The 18,396-nt window shown below is 63.8% G+C and carries 18 protein-coding genes; 14 read left to right on the top strand and 4 right to left on the bottom strand.

What is annotated here, in order from left to right; genetic code table 11:
• The first annotated feature begins 28 nt into the window (after positions 1 to 28).
• The 3 genes from AC1RGE_RS22910 to AC1RGE_RS22900 all read left to right on the top strand — a co-directional run bounded on the left by AC1RGE_RS22910 (position 29) and on the right by AC1RGE_RS22900 (position 2,793).
• Positions 29 to 694: a fumarylacetoacetate hydrolase family protein gene (locus AC1RGE_RS22910; protein ID WP_011064082.1), complete on the top strand. Its 666-nt coding sequence runs from the start codon at positions 29 to 31 to the stop codon at positions 692 to 694.
• Between the two features lie 165 nt (positions 695 to 859).
• Complete coding sequence (locus tag AC1RGE_RS22905) at positions 860 to 1,786, top strand: SdiA-regulated domain-containing protein (protein ID WP_492585079.1); 927 nt, start codon at positions 860 to 862, stop codon at positions 1,784 to 1,786.
• A 101-nt stretch (positions 1,787 to 1,887) separates the two neighbouring features.
• Entirely contained in the window at positions 1,888 to 2,793 is a 906-nt protein-coding gene (locus AC1RGE_RS22900; protein ID WP_015637404.1) for an SdiA-regulated domain-containing protein, read from the top strand.
• A gap of 72 nt (positions 2,794 to 2,865) precedes the next feature.
• Here AC1RGE_RS22900 and rpiA read toward each other — a convergent pair whose 3' ends face one another.
• Positions 2,866 to 3,537, bottom strand: a complete 672-nt coding sequence (gene rpiA / locus AC1RGE_RS22895; protein ID WP_016963479.1) for a ribose-5-phosphate isomerase RpiA — start codon at positions 3,535 to 3,537, stop codon at positions 2,866 to 2,868.
• A gap of 202 nt (positions 3,538 to 3,739) precedes the next feature.
• Between rpiA and ilvA the strand changes: the two genes are divergently transcribed.
• From ilvA to AC1RGE_RS22875, 4 genes are read left to right on the top strand one after another with little or no spacing between them, the layout of a single operon-like run.
• Positions 3,740 to 5,254 (top strand): threonine ammonia-lyase, biosynthetic, encoded by a 1,515-nt coding sequence (gene ilvA, locus AC1RGE_RS22890; RefSeq protein WP_011064078.1) that lies wholly within the window; start codon positions 3,740 to 3,742, stop codon positions 5,252 to 5,254.
• Between the two features lie 40 nt (positions 5,255 to 5,294).
• Positions 5,295 to 5,723, top strand: a complete 429-nt coding sequence (locus AC1RGE_RS22885; protein ID WP_011064077.1) for a DUF2269 family protein — start codon at positions 5,295 to 5,297, stop codon at positions 5,721 to 5,723.
• Between the two features lie 15 nt (positions 5,724 to 5,738).
• Positions 5,739 to 6,995, top strand: a complete 1,257-nt coding sequence (locus tag AC1RGE_RS22880) for an SDR family oxidoreductase (RefSeq protein ID WP_053154412.1) — start codon at positions 5,739 to 5,741, stop codon at positions 6,993 to 6,995.
• Positions 6,992 to 7,459, top strand: coding sequence for a DUF2269 family protein (locus tag AC1RGE_RS22875; RefSeq protein WP_011064075.1), 468 nt, complete (start codon positions 6,992 to 6,994; stop codon positions 7,457 to 7,459). Before AC1RGE_RS22880 ends, AC1RGE_RS22875 begins: the two co-directional genes overlap by 4 nt.
• Positions 7,460 to 7,509: 50 nt before the next feature.
• Here AC1RGE_RS22875 and AC1RGE_RS22870 read toward each other — a convergent pair whose 3' ends face one another.
• Entirely contained in the window at positions 7,510 to 8,166 is a 657-nt protein-coding gene (locus AC1RGE_RS22870) for a histidinol-phosphatase (protein WP_019093432.1), read from the bottom strand.
• 144 nt (positions 8,167 to 8,310) lie between these two features.
• Between AC1RGE_RS22870 and AC1RGE_RS22865 the strand changes: the two genes are divergently transcribed.
• Positions 8,311 to 8,790, top strand: a complete 480-nt coding sequence (locus tag AC1RGE_RS22865; protein ID WP_011064073.1) for an RNA pyrophosphohydrolase — start codon at positions 8,311 to 8,313, stop codon at positions 8,788 to 8,790.
• A gap of 22 nt (positions 8,791 to 8,812) precedes the next feature.
• Positions 8,813 to 11,092, top strand: a complete 2,280-nt coding sequence (gene ptsP, locus AC1RGE_RS22860) for a phosphoenolpyruvate--protein phosphotransferase (RefSeq protein ID WP_011064072.1) — start codon at positions 8,813 to 8,815, stop codon at positions 11,090 to 11,092.
• 73 nt (positions 11,093 to 11,165) lie between these two features.
• Here the strand turns inward: ptsP and AC1RGE_RS22855 are convergent, their stop codons facing one another.
• Complete coding sequence (locus tag AC1RGE_RS22855) at positions 11,166 to 11,912, bottom strand: NRDE family protein (RefSeq protein ID WP_011064071.1); 747 nt, start codon at positions 11,910 to 11,912, stop codon at positions 11,166 to 11,168.
• A gap of 123 nt (positions 11,913 to 12,035) precedes the next feature.
• On the opposite strand from AC1RGE_RS22855, the gene AC1RGE_RS22850 reads away from it, so the two are divergent.
• The 4 genes from AC1RGE_RS22850 to AC1RGE_RS22835 all read left to right on the top strand — a co-directional run bounded on the left by AC1RGE_RS22850 (position 12,036) and on the right by AC1RGE_RS22835 (position 15,491).
• Positions 12,036 to 12,818, top strand: a complete 783-nt coding sequence (locus AC1RGE_RS22850; RefSeq protein ID WP_026020005.1) for a sulfite exporter TauE/SafE family protein — start codon at positions 12,036 to 12,038, stop codon at positions 12,816 to 12,818.
• A gap of 81 nt (positions 12,819 to 12,899) precedes the next feature.
• On the top strand, positions 12,900 to 13,709 hold the full coding sequence (lgt, locus tag AC1RGE_RS22845; RefSeq protein WP_011064069.1) for a prolipoprotein diacylglyceryl transferase: 810 nt from the start codon (positions 12,900 to 12,902) through the stop codon (positions 13,707 to 13,709).
• Positions 13,710 to 13,755: 46 nt separating this feature from the next.
• A complete protein-coding gene (locus tag AC1RGE_RS22840; RefSeq protein WP_011064068.1) occupies positions 13,756 to 14,727 on the top strand; it encodes a thymidylate synthase in 972 nt (323 codons plus the stop codon).
• 176 nt (positions 14,728 to 14,903) lie between these two features.
• Positions 14,904 to 15,491, top strand: coding sequence for an undecaprenyl-diphosphatase (locus AC1RGE_RS22835; RefSeq protein ID WP_492585077.1), 588 nt, complete (start codon positions 14,904 to 14,906; stop codon positions 15,489 to 15,491).
• Between the two features lie 15 nt (positions 15,492 to 15,506).
• On the opposite strand, the gene cadR is transcribed toward AC1RGE_RS22835, so the two are convergent.
• A complete protein-coding gene (gene cadR, locus AC1RGE_RS22830; RefSeq protein ID WP_011064066.1) occupies positions 15,507 to 15,956 on the bottom strand; it encodes a Cd(II)/Pb(II)-responsive transcriptional regulator in 450 nt (149 codons plus the stop codon).
• Between the two features lie 88 nt (positions 15,957 to 16,044).
• Here cadR and AC1RGE_RS22825 point away from each other — a divergent pair, with 88 nt between their 5' ends.
• Positions 16,045 to 18,396, top strand: coding sequence for a heavy metal translocating P-type ATPase (locus tag AC1RGE_RS22825; RefSeq protein WP_194237356.1), 2,352 nt, complete (start codon positions 16,045 to 16,047; stop codon positions 18,394 to 18,396).

Below are 18,396 nucleotides of genomic sequence, written 5' to 3'. Positions count from 1 at the left end.
AGATAACGCACACAAGCAGGAGTCGGTAATGAGCTATCAGCACCAGTATGTCGACGGTACCCGGATCCATTTTCCGGTGGGCAAGGTGGTGTGCATCGGTCGCAACTACGCCGAGCACGCCAAGGAGCTGGACAACCCGGTACCTACCGAACCCCTGTTGTTTATCAAGCCGGGCAGTTGTGTGGTGCCCCTGGAAGGTGGGTTCGCGATTCCCACCGAGCGTGGTTCGGTGCACTACGAAGCGGAAATCGCGGTGTTGATCGGCAAGCCGCTCTCCACCAAACCCAGCCGCGAAGAAGTGCTGGATGCCATTTCCGGCTTTGCCCCGGCACTGGACCTGACCCTGCGGGACAAGCAGGCCGAACTCAAAGCCAAGGGCCTGCCCTGGGAAATCGCCAAGTCGTTCGACGGCGCGGCGGTGATCGCGCCCTTTGTGGTGGGCAGTACCTTCGCCGACCTGACCGACATCGGCATCCGCCTGACCATCAACGGTGAAGTACGCCAGGACGGCAACAGCGCCATCATGCTCAACCCCATAGTGCCGATGATCCAGTACATGGCCGGTTGTTTCTCCCTGCAGGCCGGCGATGTGATCCTCACGGGCACGCCGGTCGGGGTTGGGCCGCTGAATGTCGGCGATGAGCTGGTGCTGGAGCTTCCCGGTGCCAGCCGTTTCACCAGCAGCGTCCGTTGATCCGAATCTTTCTGCGCTGGGCCCGGTAATCCTGGGCCCGGCGCAGAGAGATCAGCGGCTTTAACCGTTTTTTCACATTTTATCCCGGATAATTCCGAAGCTTATGGTTCGCGGATCTGAAATCCCTGTGCTACTACCTTTGGCCGCGTTTCTGGAATCTGTGTGATGGACGCCCACCCTCTACCTAAACCTCGTCTCATCCGCCGCTTGCGATTGCGCATGCGCTGGTATTCCTGGCTGCTGTTGGCGGGCGTGATCTGCTATGGCGTAGCCAGCCTCATGCATTGGGATGACCGTGGGGCTCTCTGGGTCCAGGAAGGTTTTGTCAGTACCGCTGAGCGCAGCTCCAGTATCTGGCTGCCCAGCTACCGGGCGGTGATCGATGCCAAGGTCCTGCCAGGCATGGAGCGGGACGAAGCCTCCGATCTTTCCTATAACCCCCAGACCAAGACCCTGTTTTCGGTAATGGGCAAACACCCATTCCTGGTGGAGCTGTCGCTGCAAGGCGACGTCCTGCGCAAGATGCCTCTGGTGGGCTGGAGCAACCCGGAAGGGGTCGCGGTCCTGGAAAATGGCCTGCTGGCGATTGTCGATGAGCGCGAGCATTCGCTGGTGATCGTCAAGGTCGATGCCAATACCCGGTCGCTGAATGTCGCGGACTTCCCCAAATACGACCTGGGCCCTTCGGCAGACCAGAACAAGGCGTTCGAAGCCATTGCCTGGAACCCGCGCAAGCAACAGTTGCTGCTGGGGGAGGAGCGCCCGCCGGCGTTGTTTACCTGGAGCAGCGACGGTAGCCAGGTACTCAAGGGCAACAAGCAGAAGCTGACCAGCGACGAACTCGACTTGCGCAACCTTTCGGCCCTGGGTATCGACCCGCGCACCGGCCATACCCTGGTGCTGTCGGCTGATTCCCATCTGCTGCTGGAACTGGACGAGCAGGGCGAGCAGGTCAGCTTCATGGCCCTGCTCGGCGGCTTCAATGGCCTGGAAAAAACCATTCCCCGGGCCGAAGGGGTGGCCATGGATGAGGCCGGCAACCTGTACATGGTCAGCGAGCCCAACCTGTTCTATCGCTTCGAAAAGCAGTGAGCCCTAGCCTGGCACTCGAGCCGGGCCATTCAGGGCATTAAGCTTTAATTCAGGCGGCTGTGATATTTCATCAGCCTGTCCTGATTTCGAGCCTGCCCGCCATGTATCGCCTCACCCGCCTGCAACCCCTTTACCTGATCCTCTGCCTGATGGCCGTGCTGCTGGCGGTGTTTGTCCATAACCACAGGTTGTGGCAGCGCGCCTGGTTCGACTGGCAATCCTACTGGCAGGTGGCGGCCCCCCAATCCCTGGGGCTGGGCGATTACCGGGTCGTGCTGGAGGCGCAGCCCATCGAGGGCCTGGATGAGGTCTCGGCGCTGACCTACGATCCGCTGCGCAATAGCCTGTTCACCGTGACCAACAAGAATTCCGAACTGATCGAGCTGTCCCTGGACGGGCAGATCCTGCGCCGCATCGCTCTGGTAGGCTTTGGCGATCCGGAAGCGGTGGAGTTCATCAGTGCCAATACCTACGTGATCAGCGACGAGCGCCAGCACCGGCTGATCAAGATCCAGCTGGACGATGAAACCACGGCGGTGGATGCGGCAGAAGCCGAGCAGATAACCCTGGGCGTGCACCTTGCCGGCAACAAAGGCTTCGAGGGGCTGGCCTACGACTCCCAGGGCAAGCGCCTGTTCGTCGCCAAGGAGCGCGACCCGATGCTGATCTACGAAGTGCAGGGCTTCCCCCATCAAGATCCGGAGCAGTCCTACGGGATGCATGTGGTGAACAACCCCAAGCGCGATGCTGGTCTGTTCGTGCGTGATCTATCCAGCCTGCAATACGACGAGCGCAGTGGCCACCTGCTGGCACTGTCGGACGAGTCGCGGCTGGTGGTGGAGCTGGATGTCGAGGGGCGCCCGCTGAGTACCCTGGCCCTGGGCAAGTGGCGCCAGGGCCTGAGCAAGGCAGTGCCTCAGGCGGAAGGGATGGCCATGGATGACGCCGGCACCCTGTACCTGGTGAGCGAACCGAACCTGTTCTACGTCTTCAAGAAACCGATGTAGGAGCCGGCTTGCCAGCGAAGAGGCCTTCAAAACCGCCTTCGCCCGCTCGCCGGCTCCAATCCGCAGGCCGGCTCAGGCCTTGAGGGTCTTCACCCCTTCGGCGGTACCCAGCAGCAGCACGTCGGCGGGGCGTGCAGCGAACAGGCCATTGGTGACCACGCCGACAATGGCATTGATCTGGCTTTCCAGTTCCACCGGATTGGTGATCTGCATGTTGTGCACATCGAGGATGATGTTGCCGTTGTCGGTGATCACGCCTTCGCGGTACACCGGGTCGCCGCCCAGTTTCACCAGTTCACGGGCCACGTGGCTGCGGGCCATGGGGATCACTTCCACGGGCAGCGGGAAGTTGCCCAGCACCGGCACCAGCTTGCTGGCGTCGGCGATGCAGATGAACGTCTTGGCCACGGCGGCGACGATCTTTTCCCGAGTCAGGGCGGCGCCGCCGCCCTTGATCAGGTTCAGGTGCTCGTCGCTTTCGTCGGCGCCGTCGATGTAGAACTCCAGGTCGCTCACGGTGTTGAGCTCGTAGACCGGAATCCCGTGGCCCTTGAGGCGCGCGGCGGTGGCTTCGGAGCTGGCCACGGCGCCGTCGAAGGCGCCCTTGTGCAGGGCCAGGGCGTCGATGAAGCAGTTGGCGGTGGAGCCGGTGCCGACCCCGACGATGCTCTTGTCATCGAGTTTCGGGAGGATAAGGTCGACGGCGGCCTGGGCAACGGCCTGTTTGAGTTGATCCTGGGTCATGCGGGCTCCGAAGCGGGCAAGGGGGGCACAAAGGCCGGCATTATAGGCGCCGCGGCAGATCAGGTCATTGCCCGTTTGGCTAATCGGCCGGGCTTCAGAGAAGGCGAGGGGGCGGCTAAAACCTCTGTATTCGTGTGGTCGCCCGGGCAAACGCTGGGTTAGACTCCCTGGCCCTGCCCAACCCGCTCAGTGATGCTTTCCGATGCTCGAACAGTACGTCAAGAAGATCCTCACCTCGCGCGTTTATGACGTTGCCGTAGAAACCCCATTGCAGACTGCCCGCCAGCTTTCCGAGCGGCTGGGCAATCAGATCTGGCTCAAGCGTGAAGACTTGCAGCCGGTGTTCTCGTTCAAGATCCGTGGCGCCTACAACAAGCTGACCCAGCTCAGTGATGCCGAGCGCGCCCGCGGCGTGGTCACTGCGTCGGCGGGCAACCACGCCCAGGGCCTGGCCCTGGCGGCCAAGGTGCTGGGGGTCAAGGCTACTATCGTGATGCCCAAGACCACCCCCGAGATCAAGGTCGAGGGCGTGCGCTCCCGTGGCGGCAAGGTGGTACTGCACGGCGATACCTTCCCTGAAGCGCTGGCCTACTCCCTGAAGCTGGTGGACGAGAAGGGCTACGTCTACATCCATCCCTACGATGATCCGCACACCATTGCCGGGCAGGGCACGGTGGCCATGGAGATTCTGCGCCAGCACCCCGGCCCGCTGGATGCGATCTTCGTTCCGGTCGGCGGCGGCGGCCTGATCGCCGGCATCGCGGCCTATGTGAAATACCTGCGCCCGGAGATCAAGGTCATCGGCGTCGAGCCGGACGACTCCAACTGCCTGCAGGCGGCCATGGCTGCCGGTGAGCGCGTGGTGCTGCCGACCGTGGGGATCTTCGCCGACGGCGTGGCGGTGGCGCAGATTGGCCAGCACACCTTCGACATCTGCAAGGATTATGTGGATGAAGTGATTACCGTCAGTACCGACGAGATCTGTGCGGCAATCAAGGATATCTACGACGATACCCGCTCGATCACCGAACCTGCCGGCGCCCTGGGCGTTGCCGGGATCAAGAAGTACGTCGAGCAGCGCGGTATCAGCGGGCAGACCCTGGTGGCCATCGACTCCGGAGCCAACGTCAACTTCGACCGCCTGCGCCACGTGGCCGAGCGCGCCGAACTGGGCGAAGGCCGCGAAGCCATCATCGCCGTGACCATCCCCGAGAAGCCCGGCAGCTTCAAGGCCTTCTGCGAGGCGGTGGGCAAGCGCCAGATCACCGAATTCAACTACCGCTACAACACCGGCAGCGAGGCGCACATCTTCGTTGGCGTGCAGACCCACCCGGAAAACGATCCGCGCAGCGCCCTGATCGCCAGCCTGACCGAGCAGGGCTTTCCGGTGATCGACCTGACCGATAACGAACTGGCCAAGCTGCACATCCGCTACATGGTCGGCGGCCATGCCGAGAAGGTCAGCGACGAAGTGGTGCTGCGTTTCGAATTTCCGGAGCGTCCGGGGGCGCTGTTCAACTTCCTCAACAAGCTGGGCGGGCGCTGGAATATCTCGATGTTCCACTACCGCAACCATGGTGCGGCGGATGGCCGGGTAGTCGCCGGCCTGCAAGTGCCGGCCGATGAACGTCACCTGGTGCCCGCGGCGCTGGAGCAGATCGGCTATCCGTACTGGGATGAAAGCGACAACCCGGCCTACCAGCTGTTCCTCGGTTGAACGACTACGCTGAGGATCGGAGCCTTAAGGAAGCGAAAACATGGAAACACTGACCACGCTGAAGACGCTTCATGTACTGGCCACCGTGCTGCTATTGGGCAGTGCGCTGGGGCTGGCGATCTGGGTCTGGCGCCTGCGCCGCCAGGGGGATGCCACGGTTTATAGCCGGGTGCTGCACCGTCCGGGCCTGTTCGGCTGGCTGTTGCTGGCGCTGGGCATGCTGACATTGCCGTTCAGCGGTTGGTGGCTGGTGCATCTGGTGGGTTGGCCGCTAGGGCAGACCTGGGTCCTGGGTTCCAGTGTGCTCTACACCCTGGGGGCCTTGGCCTGGCTGTGGCTGATGGTGCGCCTCAACCGCCTGCGGGTGGCCAAGGTTGCCAGCGGCCTGGCGTTCACCCTGGTGCTGGCGGTGTTCAGCGCCGCATGTTTCGTGACCATTGCCGGTCTTATGGGCGCCAAGCCGGTCTAACTCTCAAGGATTGCCATGAAGGTCGTTCTGGTGGGGGCCACAGGGTTTGTCGGCCGTCATCTGCTGGCGGCATTGCACGCTGCCGGCCATCAGCTGATTGCCACCAGCCGTCGCCCGCAGCCCCAGGGGTTGCCCGGGGTGGAGTGGCGCCAGCTGGATCTCGATTGCCTGGGCCGCGAGCCCCAGCCCTTTGCCCTGCCTGCCGACACCGACCTGCTGATCAACGCCGCGGGGCTGTTGAGCACTGATGCGCGGGCGTTGAGCCTGACCCAGGACCTGGGTACCCGCGCGCTGTTCGATCTGGCGGCGGCCCGGGGCGTGCGGGTACTGCAGATTTCCGCATTGGGGGCCGGGATCCTGCCCCAGGTGCCGTTCCTTGCCAGCAAGGCGGCGGCGGATGATTACCTGCTGCAGTTGGGGGTACCGGCGGTGGTGCTGCGGCCCTCGCTGGTGCTCGGCGCTGGCGGTGCCAGCAGCGGCTGGCTGACGAGGCTGTCGCCCTGGCCGCTGATTCCTTTGCTGTCCGCCAAGGCGCAGATGCAGCCCTTGCATATAGAGGACTTGAGTGCCGCGGTGCTGGCGCTGCTCAGGCAGTGGCCGCAGGAATCCATGGTTCTGCCCCTGGTCGGCCCGGAACGCATGACCATGGCGCAACTGCTCGATCACCTGCGGTCGGCCCAGGGCTGGGGCCCGGCGCGCTACTTCAAGCTGCCAGCGGTCTTGCTGCGGCTGGTGGCCGCTGCTGGCGATCGCCTGGGCTGGCGAGCCTTGAACCGGCAGAGCCTGGCCATGGCCCGCCACGACAACCTGGCGGATCCGCAGGTGCTGGCCTCGGTCTGCGGGTATCACGCGGCGCCGCTGGCGGCCCGCTTGCAGGACTGGCCGCAGGCGGCGCAAAGCACCCAACTGGCCCTGCGCCCGCTGTTGCTGGCAGTGATGGTGCTGATCTGGCTGGGTACCGCGCTGGTGTGCATCGGCCCGGGTTACGACTGGGGCCTGCGGATCATGGCCGAGGCTGGCGTGCAGGGCGTCTGGGCGGCCCTGGCGGTGATCGGCGGTTCACTCTGTGATGCGCTGCTGGGTGTCGGCCTGCTGCTGCGGCGCTGGCGCCGGCGGGCCTTGCAGGCGCAGTTGGGGCTGATGCTCGGCTACACCCTGATCATCAGCCTGATCCTGCCGCACTTCTGGTTTGACCCTTATGCCGCCGTCGCCAAGAACCTGGTGCTGATGGTGGCGACCCTATGGCTGCTGTGGACCGAACCCCGCCAATGAGCGCTTACCTGCTGTTGAAAACCCTGCATATCCTGTCCTCCACCGTGCTGTTCGGCCTCGGCGCGGGGTCGGCCTATTACGCCCTGCGGGCCTGGCGCAGTGGCCGGGTGGAAGTAATTGCCGTGACCTTCAAGCACCTGGTGTTCGCCGACTGGGCCTTTACCGCCACCACGGCGGTATTCCAGCCGTTGAGCGGGCTGGGTCTGGTGCACCTGGCAGGCTGGTCGCTGCAGCAGGCGTGGCTGATGTGGAGCCTGGGCCTGTATGTGGTGGCGGGGCTGTGCTGGCTGCCGGTGGTCTGGTTGCAGATCCGAGTGCACAAGATGGCCGAGCAGGCCCTGCAGGACGGGACGCCGATGCCGCTGCGGGCAACCCTTTATATGCGCTGGTGGTTCGCCCTGGGCTGGCCGGCGTTCCTGGCCTTCATGGCGATTTTCTATCTGATGGTGGCCAAGCCGGCGTAGGTTTTTTCGCTGGCAAGCCAGCGCCTACAGCCGGCTCGCCGGCGAGCTGTCTAGTCGCGCAGGCTGATGACCTGCCAGCCACGTTTCTCGGCCTCGGCCCGCAGGTTCGGATCCGGGTCAACGGCCACGGCGGTGGTCACTTGCTCCAGCAGGGGCAGGTCGTTCATCGAATCGCTGTAGAAGTAGCTGTCTTCCAGGCTGTGGCCGGTCTCTTCCAGCCAGCGGTTGAGGCGGGTGACCTTGCCTTCACGGAAGCACGGCACATCGGTACTGCGCCCGGTGTAGCGGCCATCCTGCATTTCGCATTCGGTGGCGATCAGGGTTTCCACGCCCAGGCGTTCGGCGATCGGCGCGGTCACGAAACGGTTGGTCGCGGTGATGATCACCAGCTTGTCGCCGGCAGCGCGATGCTTGTCCAGCAGGGCCTGGGCCTTGGGCAGGAGGATCGGCTCGATGCAGTCGCGCATGAAGTCGCGGTGCCACTCTTCGAGCACGGCCATGTCGGTGCGGCCGAGGATTTCCAGGCAGAAGTTCAAGTAGGCGGCATTGTCGAGCTTGCCGGCCAGGTAATCCTGATAGAACTCGTCGTTGCGGGTCTTGTAGGCGACGGCGTCGAGGAAGCCCCGCTCGCACAGATAGTCGCCCCAGGCGTGGTCGCTGTCGCCGCCCAAAAGCGTGTTGTCCAAGTCGAATAAAGCCAGGCGCATTGCAGTTACTCGCTGAAAAGTCGCGGAAAAAGGTGCCCAGAATACGGTCTTTTCACAAGAGTGCACATAAGGTAAGCAGCCTCGTTGCTGCATTCCCAAGCTTTGTGGAACAATGCGGCGACATGCGTTTGCGAGGTTGTAGCCGTGATCGACCCCGATGGTTTCCGCCCCAATGTCGGGATCATTCTGACCAATGATGCCGGACAGGTGCTATGGGCTCGCCGTATCAATCAAGATGCCTGGCAGTTTCCTCAAGGGGGAATCAACCCCGATGAGACGCCGGAAGACGCCTTGTATCGCGAGCTGAACGAAGAAGTGGGGCTGGAGCGCGAAGATGTGCAAATTCTCGCCTGCACCCGGGGCTGGTTGCGCTATCGTTTGCCGCAGCGTCTGGTCCGGACCCACAGCCAACCGCTGTGCATCGGCCAGAAGCAGAAATGGTTTCTCCTGCGCCTGATCTCCAACGAGCAGCGGGTGCGGATGGATTTGACCGGTAAACCGGAATTCGATGGCTGGCGCTGGGTCAGTTATTGGTATCCGTTGGGCCAGGTGGTGACATTCAAGCGCGAAGTGTATCGCCGCGCTCTCAAAGAGCTTGCCCCGCGCCTGCTAGTGCGCGACTGACGACGGAGTTCGACCCCGAGCCATGCTCAATACGCTGCGCAAGATCGTCCAGGAAGTTAACTCCGCCAAGGATCTCAAGGCGGCGTTGGGGATTATTGTATTGCGCGTCAAAGAGGCCATGGGCAGCCAGGTCTGCTCGGTCTATCTGCTGGACCCGGAAACCAACCGTTTCGTCCTGATGGCCACCGAGGGCTTGAACAAGCGCTCCATCGGCAAGGTCAGCATGGCGCCCAACGAAGGCCTGGTAGGCCTGGTGGGCACTCGCGAAGAACCCCTCAACCTGGAAAACGCCGCCGACCACCCGCGCTATCGCTACTTCGCCGAAACCGGTGAGGAGCGTTACGCCTCGTTCCTCGGTGCGCCGATCATTCACCACCGCCGGGTGGTGGGCGTGCTGGTTATCCAGCAAAAGGAGCGGCGCCAGTTCGACGAAGGCGAAGAAGCCTTCCTGGTGACCATGAGCGCCCAACTGGCCGGGGTTATCGCCCATGCCGAGGCCACCGGTTCGATCCGTGGCCTGGGTCGCCAGGGCAAGGGCATTCAGGAAGCCAAGTTCGTTGGCGTACCGGGCTCGCCCGGCGCGGCGGTGGGCAGCGCGGTGGTGATGCTGCCGCCGGCCGACCTGGATGTGGTGCCGGACAAGCACGTCACCGACATCGACGCCGAACTGGCCCTGTTCAAGAGCGCCCTGGAAGGGGTGCGGGCCGATATGCGCGCGCTGTCGGAAAAGCTCGCCACTCAATTGCGCCCTGAAGAGCGCGCGCTGTTCGACGTCTACCTGATGATGCTCGACGACGCCTCCCTGGGCAGTGAAGTGAAGGCCGTGATCAAGACCGGGCAATGGGCCCAGGGCGCGTTGCGCCAGGTGGTCACCGATCACGTCAACCGTTTCGAACTGATGGACGATGCCTACCTGCGCGAGCGGGCCTCGGACGTCAAGGACCTGGGCCGCCGGCTCCTGGCCTACCTGCAGGAAGAGCGCCAGCAGACCCTGGTCTATCCCGACAACACCATCCTGGTCAGTGAGGAACTGACCCCGGCCATGCTCGGCGAGGTGCCGGAAGGCAAGCTGGTGGGCCTGGTCTCGGTGCTGGGTTCGGGCAACTCCCACGTGGCGATCCTGGCCCGGGCCATGGGCATCCCGACGGTGATGGGCCTGGTGGACCTGCCGTACTCCAAGGTCGACGGCATCCAGATGATCGTCGACGGCTACCACGGCGAGGTCTACACCAACCCCAGCGACGTGCTGCGCAAGCAGTTCGCCGATGTGGTGGAAGAAGAACGGCAACTGGCCCAGGGCCTGGATGCCCTGCGCGACCTGCCCTGCATCACCCCCGATGGCCATCGCATGCCGCTGTGGGTCAACACCGGCCTGCTGGCCGATGTAGCCCGGGCGCAGAAGCGCGGGGCCGAAGGCGTGGGCCTGTATCGCACCGAAGTGCCGTTCATGATCAACCAGCGCTTCCCCAGCGAGAAGGAACAGCTGGCGATCTATCGCGAACAGCTGGCGGCCTTCCATCCGCAACCGGTGACCATGCGCAGCCTGGACATCGGCGGCGACAAGTCGCTGTCGTACTTCCCGATCAAGGAAGACAACCCCTTCCTTGGCTGGCGCGGGATCCGCGTGACCCTCGACCACCCGGAGATCTTCCTGGTACAGGCCCGGGCGATGCTCAAGGCCAGCGAAGGCCTGAACAATTTGCGCATCCTGCTGCCGATGATTTCCGGCATCCACGAGCTGGAAGAAGCCTTGCACCTGATCCACCGGGCCTGGGGCGAAGTGCGCGATGAAGGCACTGACGTACCGATGCCGCCAGTGGGGGTGATGATCGAAATCCCCGCCGCGGTGTACCAGACCAAGGAACTGGCGCGCCAGGTGGACTTCCTCTCGGTGGGCTCCAACGACCTGACCCAGTACCTGCTGGCGGTGGACCGCAACAACCCACGGGTGGCCGATCTCTACGACTACCTGCACCCGGCGGTGCTGCAAGCGCTGCAGAACGTGGTGCGTGATGCCCATGCCGAAGGCAAGCCAGTGAGCATCTGCGGCGAGATGGCCGGTGATCCGGCGGCGGCGGTGCTGTTGATGGCGATGGGCTTCGACAGCCTGTCGATGAACGCCACCAACCTGCCGAAGGTGAAGTGGATGCTGCGTCAGGTCAGCATGACCAAGGCCAAGGAACTGCTGGCGGAAATGATGACCATCGACAACCCGCAAGTTATCCACAGTTCGCTGCAACTGGCGCTGAAGAAACTCGGGCTGGCGCGGATGATCAATCCGGCTTCGAGCAAGACCCTGTAACCGGGTTGTTTTCTTCGCCGGCAAGCCAGCTCCTACCGAAGCGTTCGTGGGAGTCGGCGTGCCGGGGAACGCTTCAGACCTTCAGTTCGACCTCTCCCAGATGCCCGCCATAGGGGCCGAAGCTGCGTTCCAGCAGATGCCGCGAACCATCGGCGTGGACGATCAGGGCCGTGCTGGCTCGTGTGCCGTAGCTGGGGCTGGCGATGAACACGCTGGACAGCAGGCTTTCGGTGGCCAAGCCCACTCCGGTGTCCGGCAGGTCGGCGAAGGGCGCTGTCTGCGGGTCGCTCAACAGCGCCAGCAGTGCCTGGGGCTGTGGATCATGCAACACCTCCTGCAACGCCGCCCTGGCCTTGAGCAGCTTGGGCCAGGGCGTATCCAGCCCGGCATTGGAAAGGCCGTAGACCCCAGGCTCCAGCCGTTGCGGCTGCGGGTCCCGAGCGTTGTAGTGCCACAGTTGCTCGGCATTGCCCAGCAGCAGGTTGAACCCGGCGTACTCCACCGAGCGCCCGACTACATCGCGCAAATAATCATCCAGGGGCACGTCGCCGGCGAGAAAGCGCGCCACCAGTTCACCCCGCGAGCGCCGCGCCGGAGGCTGGTGCGGGTTGCGGATATTGGTCAGGGCGGCAAAGCGGCCCTCGGCGCCGACCCCGAGCCAGGTGCCGCCGGCTTCCAGGTCGCGACCGGCGTGGATCTGCGGCAGTTCCGGCCACTGCCCCAGGGGCAGGCTCGGCCGCGCGTAGAATTCATCACGGTTGGCCGCGACGATCAGTGGCTGAGCATGACCCGGCCGCCAGGCGAAAACGATCAAGCACATTAAGGTGGCCCCCTGTGTGTTTTTGCCCACTTTACGCACAGATCCGGCGGGTATCCATCGCCATCCAGTGGAGTCCGGGGCGGCGCTTCCGTTACCATGCCGATCTATTTTTCGGATGCTCCCATGGAATTTCTGCTCTATCTGCTGCTGGGCGCCTGTGCGGGCGTGCTGGCCGGGCTGTTCGGCGTGGGCGGCGGGATCATCATAGTCCCGGTGCTGGTGTTCAGCTTCACCCTGCAAGGCTTCGATGTCTCGGTGCTGACCCACCTGGCGGTCGGCACCTCCCTGGCCAGCATCATCTTTACCTCGGTCAATGCGGTGCGCGAGCACCATCGGCGTGGCGCTGTGCGCTGGCCGATCTTCGCCTGGATGACCGTGGGTATCCTCCTGGGCGCCGGTTTCGGCGCACTGACCGCCGAGGCGATCTCCGGCCCGCACCTGCAGAAAATCATCGGTGTGTTTGCCCTCGTGGTGGCCTTGCAGATGACCCTGGAGCTCAAGCCCAAGGCCAGCCGCCAGGTGCCCGGCAAGCTGGGCCTGACGGCCGCCGGCGGTGTGATTGGCTGGGCCTCGGCGATCTTCGGCATCGGCGGTGGCTCCCTCACCGTGCCTTTTCTCACCTGGCGCAGCGTGCCCATGCAGCAGGCGGTGGCCACCTCATCGGCCTGCGGTTTGCCCATTGCCCTGGCCAGTGCCTTAAGTTTCATGATTCTGGGCTGGCATGATCCGCTGCTCCCGGCCCATAGTCTCGGTTTCGTTTATTTGCCGGCCCTGTTGGGCATTGCCCTGACCAGCATGGTGTTCGCCCGCATCGGCGCGCGCCTGGCCCACAAACTGTCGCCACGCCTGTTGAAACGCATGTTCGCCGCGCTACTGTTCTGCGTGGGGCTCAGCTTCCTGTTCTGAGTGGTGACGCAATCCTGGCTTAATCCTGGGCTGGCAGTTTGCCCCGGGAATCTGAAGTTCTAACCCTTACGAGGAGTCGCAATGCTGCCTTACCCGCAGATTGATCCGGTGGCCCTGGCCATCGGCCCGCTGAAAATCCACTGGTACGGCCTGATGTACCTGATCGGCATTGGCGGTGCCTGGTTGCTGGCGTCGCGCCGCCTGAACCGTTTCGATCCGACCTGGAGCAAGGAGAAGCTCTCGGACATGGTGTTCTGGATGTCCATGGGGGTGATAGTCGGTGGTCGCCTGGGTTATGTGCTGTTCTACGACCTGAGCGCCTATTTGGCCAACCCGACGCTGATCTTCGAAGTGTGGAAGGGCGGCATGTCGTTCCACGGTGGTTTCATCGGGGTGATGCTGGCGGCCTGGTGGTTCGGCAAGCGCAACAACAAGACCTTCTTCGAACTGATGGATTTCGTCGCGCCGATGGTGCCGATCGGCCTGGGCGCCGGGCGCATCGGCAACTTCATCAACGCTGAATTGTGGGGCAAGCCCACCGATCTGCCCTGGGCCATGGTGTTCCCGCCGTTCAGCGATCCGGCGCAATTGCCGCGCCATCCCTCGCAGCTGTATCAGTTCGCCCTGGAAGGCGTGGCGCTGTTCCTGATCCTCTGGCTGTTCTCGCGCAAACCACGGCCGACCATGGCGGTTTCCGGTATGTTCGCCCTGTTCTACGGGATCTTCCGTTTCATCGTCGAGTTCGTCCGGGTGCCGGACGCCCAGCTGGGCTACCTGGCCTGGAACTGGCTGACCATGGGTCAGGTTCTGTGCGTGCCGATGATTCTCGGTGGCCTGGGGTTGATCTGGCTGGCTTATCATCGCGCTCCGGCCAAGAGCGCGGCGCAATAAATTCGAACCCCGGGGCGTGCCCCGGGTTCAAGGATGCAGGTAATTCATGAAGCAATATCTTGATCTGGTGGCCCACGTCATCAACAACGGCACCAAGCAGGCCAACCGCACCGGTGTGAACACCATCAGCTTCCCCGGGGCCATGCTGCGCTACGACCTCAAGGAAGGTTTCCCGGCCATCACCACCCGCAAGATGGCCTTCAAGTCGGCCATCGGCGAGATGGTCGGCTTCCTGCGCGGGGTGAACAACGCCGCCGAGTTTCGTGCGCTGGGCTGCAAGGTCTGGGACCAGAACGCCAACGAAAACGCCCAGTGGCTGGCCAACCCGTTCCGCCAGGGCGACGACGACCTGGGCGAGATCTACGGCGTGCAGTGGCGCAAGTGGCCGGCCTACAAACAGATCAAGACCAGCAACCAGGCGGCCATCGACCTGGCGCTGAGCCAGGGCTACCGGCAGATCGCCGCGGGCGAGGAAGACGGCCAGGGCTACGTGGTGCTGTACAAGGCCATCGACCAGGTGCGCCAGTGCGTCGACACCATCATCAACGACCCGGGCAGCCGGCGGATCCTGTTCCACGGCTGGAACTGCGCCCAGCTGGATGAAATGGCCTTGCCGCCGTGCCACCTGCTGTACCAGTTCCACCCAAATGTCCAGACCCGGGAAATCTCCCTGACCCTCTACATCCGCTCCAACGACCTGGGCCTGGGCACGCCGTTCAACCTCACCGAGGGTGCTGCGCTGCTGAGCCTGATCGGCCGCCTGACCGGCTACACGCCGCGCTGGTTCACCTATTTCATCGGTGATGCCCACGTCTATGAAAACCATCTGGACATGCTCAACGAACAGCTCAAGCGCGAGCCGTTCCCGATGCCCAAGCTGGTGATTTCCGAGCGTGTGCCGGAGTTCGCCAAGACCGGCGTCTACCAGCCGGAGTGGCTGGAGCTGATCGAACCGAGCGACTTCTCCCTGGAAGGCTATGAGCACCACGCGCCCATGACGGCGCCGATGGCGGTCTGAGCATCCAGCTACTGCAGCAAGGGCCGCGCGGCCCTTGTCGATTGATCCTGTTGCCCTTATCGACCTGTGCCCGGAGCCGTTCCGGGCATGGCTGTGCCCGGCGGCCAGCTACGCTCTGAGTAGCGGCCCTGCCAGGTGCGGGGTGTGGTCCTTGTGACATTCAACGTGAGCCCCGAATGGAAGAACTCAATCACACCCTGTTCCTGGCCATCAACGCCAGTGCCGGGGCGTCCATGCCGATGCGTGCACTGGCGGTTTTCCTCGCGCAATGGGTGGTACTCAGCGTGCCGCTGCTGCTGGTGGTGTTCTGGGTTTTCGGCGAGCGCCGCCAGCGCATGATCGTGTTGCTCGCCGGCCTGAGCATTGTCCTGGCCCTGGTCTGCAACCTGCTGGTCCGTGAGCTGTGGTTCCATCCGCGGCCGTTCATGATCGGCCTGGGTCAGAACTTCCTCGCCCACGCGCCCGGGGCATCCTTCCCCAGCGACCACGCCAGTGGCATGTTCGCCATGGCTTTCGCGCTGATCCTGGCCAGCCTGCGCAAGACCGGGCTGGTGATGCTGGGCCTGGCGCTCCTGGTGAGTTGGGCACGGGTCTACCTGGGCGTGCATTTCCCTTTCGACATTCTGGGTGGCTGCCTGGTGGGGGGGCTCAGCGCCTGGCTGGTGCGCCAGGGGCTGGCCTGGCAGCAACTGGACCAGCGGCTACTGGCAATCTTCGAAGGGGCTTATCTGCGGCTGACGGCCAGCGTTCGGCGCGGCGCCTGAAACCGCGCCAGGGGTTCAATGCCCGTGGCTGCGCCCGACATGGGAGGGCTCGCTCTCATTGGGGGCCACCGAGCCGCTGACTTCCAGGCGCTGGAGAATTCCGCAGTGCTCAAGGTCCGGGCCCTCGCTGCAGCGCTGGCGCAGGTCCAGCAGTTGTTCCTGCAGGGCCAGCAAGCCGTCAATGCGCGCCTTGACGTGATGGATATGCTCGTCGATCAGGGCGTTGACGCTGGCGCACTGGTCCTGGGGGCTGTCACGCAGGTTGAGCAGGCTGCGGATCTCCTCGAGGGTCATGTCCAGGCTGCGGCAATTGCGGATAAAGGTCAGGCGCTCGGTGTGGGCCTGGGTGTAGAGGCGATAGTTGCCTTCACTGCGGGCCGGTTCCGGCAGCAGCCCTTCGCGCTCGTAGTAACGGATGGTCTCGACCTGACAGTCGGTGAGTTTCGCCAGTTCGCCAATCTTCATTGCCGTCGTCTCCGAATGGGTGCTTGACCCTATAGTGGCTACAGGGTGTTCACTTGGCAACAAGCACCTTAATTCGGAAGGGACCCTAATGAGCGATTCTCTCCACAGCCCGCGCAAAACCGCGGATCAGCAGCCCCAGGCTGATCACGATCACGATCACGATCACGATCACGATCACGATCACGATCACAGCCATGGCCACAGCCATTCCCATGCGCCCGCGGGCAAGTTGCAGCCGGTCAAGGCACACGATCATGCCGCCCACGGCGCATCCTGCTGCGGTTCCGCCGACCTGGCGCCGTCCAGGGTCACCCTGAGCGAGACCCCGACCGCCGGCGCGCGCTTGAGCAGCTTTCGCATCGAAGCCATGGACTGCCCCACCGAACAGACCCTGATCCAGAACAAGCTGGGCAAGCTGGCCGGGGTCCAGGCGCTGGAGTTCAACCTGATGAACCGCGTGCTGGGGGTGACCCACGACCTGCCGAGCACCGCGCCTATCATCGAGGCGGTCAAGTCACTGGGCATGCACGCCGAACCCCTGGAACAGGAGGGTGACCAAGCCGCGCCTGCCGCAGCGCCCGTGAAGAAGCCCTGGTGGCCGCTGGCCCTGTCCGGTATCGGCGCGCTGGCTGCCGAGGTCATCCATTTCACCAATGCCGCGCCCGACTGGGTGATTGCCCTGGTGGCCCTGGTGTCGATCCTCAGTGGTGGCCTGACTACCTACAAGAAGGGCTGGATCGCCCTGAAGAACCGCAACCTCAACATCAATGCCCTGATGAGCATCGCCGTGACCGGCGCAGTGCTGATCGGCCAATGGCCGGAAGCGGCGATGGTGATGTTCCTGTTCACCGTGGCGGAATTGATCGAGGCCCGTTCCCTGGATCGGGCGCGCAACGCCATCAGCGGCCTGATGCAGATGACCCCGGAACGGGTCACGGTGCAGCAGGCAGACGGCAACTGGAGCGAACAGGAAGCGAAAAACGTCGAACTGGGCGCACGGGTGCGGGTGCGTCCCGGCGAGCGCATCGGCCTCGACGGCGAGGTCGTGTCCGGCAACTCCACCATCGACCAGGCGCCGATCACCGGTGAAAGCCTGCCGGTGGAAAAGACTGTGGGCGACAAGGTTTTCGCCGGCACCATCAACCAGGCCGGCTCCCTGGAATACCGAGTGACTGCCGCCGCCAACAACTCGACCCTGGCGCGGATCATCCACGCTGTGGAACAGGCCCAGGGCGCCCGGGCTCCGACCCAGCGCTTCGTTGACAGCTTCTCGAAAATCTACACCCCGGCGGTATTCGCCTTCGCCCTGGCGGTGGCGCTGATTCCGCCGCTATTCATGGGCGGCGTCTGGTTCGACTGGATCTACCGCGCCCTGGTGCTGCTGGTAGTGGCTTGCCCCTGCGCCCTGGTGATCTCCACCCCGGTGAGCATTGTCAGCGGCCTGGCGGCTGCCGCGCGCAAGGGCATCCTGGTCAAGGGCGGGGTCTACCTGGAAGGCGGCTACAAGCTCGACTACCTGGCCCTGGACAAGACCGGCACCATCACCCACGGCAAACCGGTGCAGACCGACTTCCTGTCCCTGGACCCGCTGGCCCAGGACACCGCCCCGGCCCTGGCCGCAAGCCTGGCAGGGCGTTCCGACCACCCGGTGTCCCTGGCCATTGCCCAGGCGGCTGTGGATAAACAGTTGGCCATGCACCCTGTGGATAACTTCGAGGCCCTGACCGGCCGAGGCGTACGCGGCGAGATCAATGGCGAGCTGTACCACCTGGGCAACCATCGTCTGGTGGAAGAGCTGGGCCTGTGCTCCCCGGCTTTGGAAGAAAAACTCTTCGCCCTGGAGAAGCAGGGCAAGACCGTGGTCCTGCTGCTGGACCGCAATGGCCCGCTGGCGCTGTTCGCCGTGGCCGATACGGTGAAGGAATCCAGCCGCGAAGCCATCCAGCAATTGCATGAGCTGGGGATCAAGACCCTGATGCTCACCGGCGACAACCCGCATACCGCCCAGGCCATCGCGGCCCAGGTGGGTATCGACCAGGCCCGGGGCGACCTGCTGCCCACCGACAAGCTGCAGGCCATCGAAGACCTGTACGCCCAGGGCCACCGGGTGGGCATGGTGGGCGACGGCATCAACGACGCCCCGGCCCTGGCCCGTGCCGAAATCGGTTTCGCCATGGCTGCGGCGGGCACCGACACTGCCATCGAGACCGCGGATGTGGCCCTGATGGACGATGATCTGCGCAAGATCCCGGCGTTTATCCGCCTGTCGCGCCAGACCTCGGTGGTGCTCAAGCAAAATATCGTCCTGGCCCTGGTCATCAAGGCGATCTTTCTTGGGGTAACCTTTGCCGGGCTTGCCACCATGTGGATGGCAGTATTCGCCGACATGGGCGTGAGCCTGTTGGTGGTGTTCAACGGTCTGCGCCTGCTGCGCAAATAA

The organism is Pseudomonas sp. GW823-FHT02C05 (assembly GCF_058797595.1).
The sequence above is the reverse complement of the archived record's forward strand: the minus strand, read 5'-3'. Positions and strand labels throughout refer to the sequence as shown.

Coding starts and splice junctions, on each gene's coding strand:
- AC1RGE_RS22855 (WP_011064071.1), bottom strand. CDS start 11,912: ATGTGCTTGATCGTTTTCGCCTGGCGGCCGGGTCATGCTCAGCCACTG.
- AC1RGE_RS22905 (WP_492585079.1), top strand. CDS start 860: ATGGACGCCCACCCTCTACCTAAACCTCGTCTCATCCGCCGCTTGCGA.
- AC1RGE_RS22880 (WP_053154412.1), top strand. CDS start 5,739: ATGAAGGTCGTTCTGGTGGGGGCCACAGGGTTTGTCGGCCGTCATCTG.
- AC1RGE_RS22900 (WP_015637404.1), top strand. CDS start 1,888: ATGTATCGCCTCACCCGCCTGCAACCCCTTTACCTGATCCTCTGCCTG.
- rpiA (WP_016963479.1), bottom strand. CDS start 3,537: ATGACCCAGGATCAACTCAAACAGGCCGTTGCCCAGGCCGCCGTCGAC.
- AC1RGE_RS22835 (WP_492585077.1), top strand. CDS start 14,904: ATGGAAGAACTCAATCACACCCTGTTCCTGGCCATCAACGCCAGTGCC.
- AC1RGE_RS22850 (WP_026020005.1), top strand. CDS start 12,036: ATGGAATTTCTGCTCTATCTGCTGCTGGGCGCCTGTGCGGGCGTGCTG.
- ilvA (WP_011064078.1), top strand. CDS start 3,740: ATGCTCGAACAGTACGTCAAGAAGATCCTCACCTCGCGCGTTTATGAC.
- AC1RGE_RS22825 (WP_194237356.1), top strand. CDS start 16,045: ATGAGCGATTCTCTCCACAGCCCGCGCAAAACCGCGGATCAGCAGCCC.
- AC1RGE_RS22840 (WP_011064068.1), top strand. CDS start 13,756: ATGAAGCAATATCTTGATCTGGTGGCCCACGTCATCAACAACGGCACC.
- lgt (WP_011064069.1), top strand. CDS start 12,900: ATGCTGCCTTACCCGCAGATTGATCCGGTGGCCCTGGCCATCGGCCCG.
- AC1RGE_RS22870 (WP_019093432.1), bottom strand. CDS start 8,166: ATGCGCCTGGCTTTATTCGACTTGGACAACACGCTTTTGGGCGGCGAC.
- AC1RGE_RS22885 (WP_011064077.1), top strand. CDS start 5,295: ATGGAAACACTGACCACGCTGAAGACGCTTCATGTACTGGCCACCGTG.
- AC1RGE_RS22910 (WP_011064082.1), top strand. CDS start 29: ATGAGCTATCAGCACCAGTATGTCGACGGTACCCGGATCCATTTTCCG.
- cadR (WP_011064066.1), bottom strand. CDS start 15,956: ATGAAGATTGGCGAACTGGCGAAACTCACCGACTGTCAGGTCGAGACC.
- AC1RGE_RS22875 (WP_011064075.1), top strand. CDS start 6,992: ATGAGCGCTTACCTGCTGTTGAAAACCCTGCATATCCTGTCCTCCACC.
- ptsP (WP_011064072.1), top strand. CDS start 8,813: ATGCTCAATACGCTGCGCAAGATCGTCCAGGAAGTTAACTCCGCCAAG.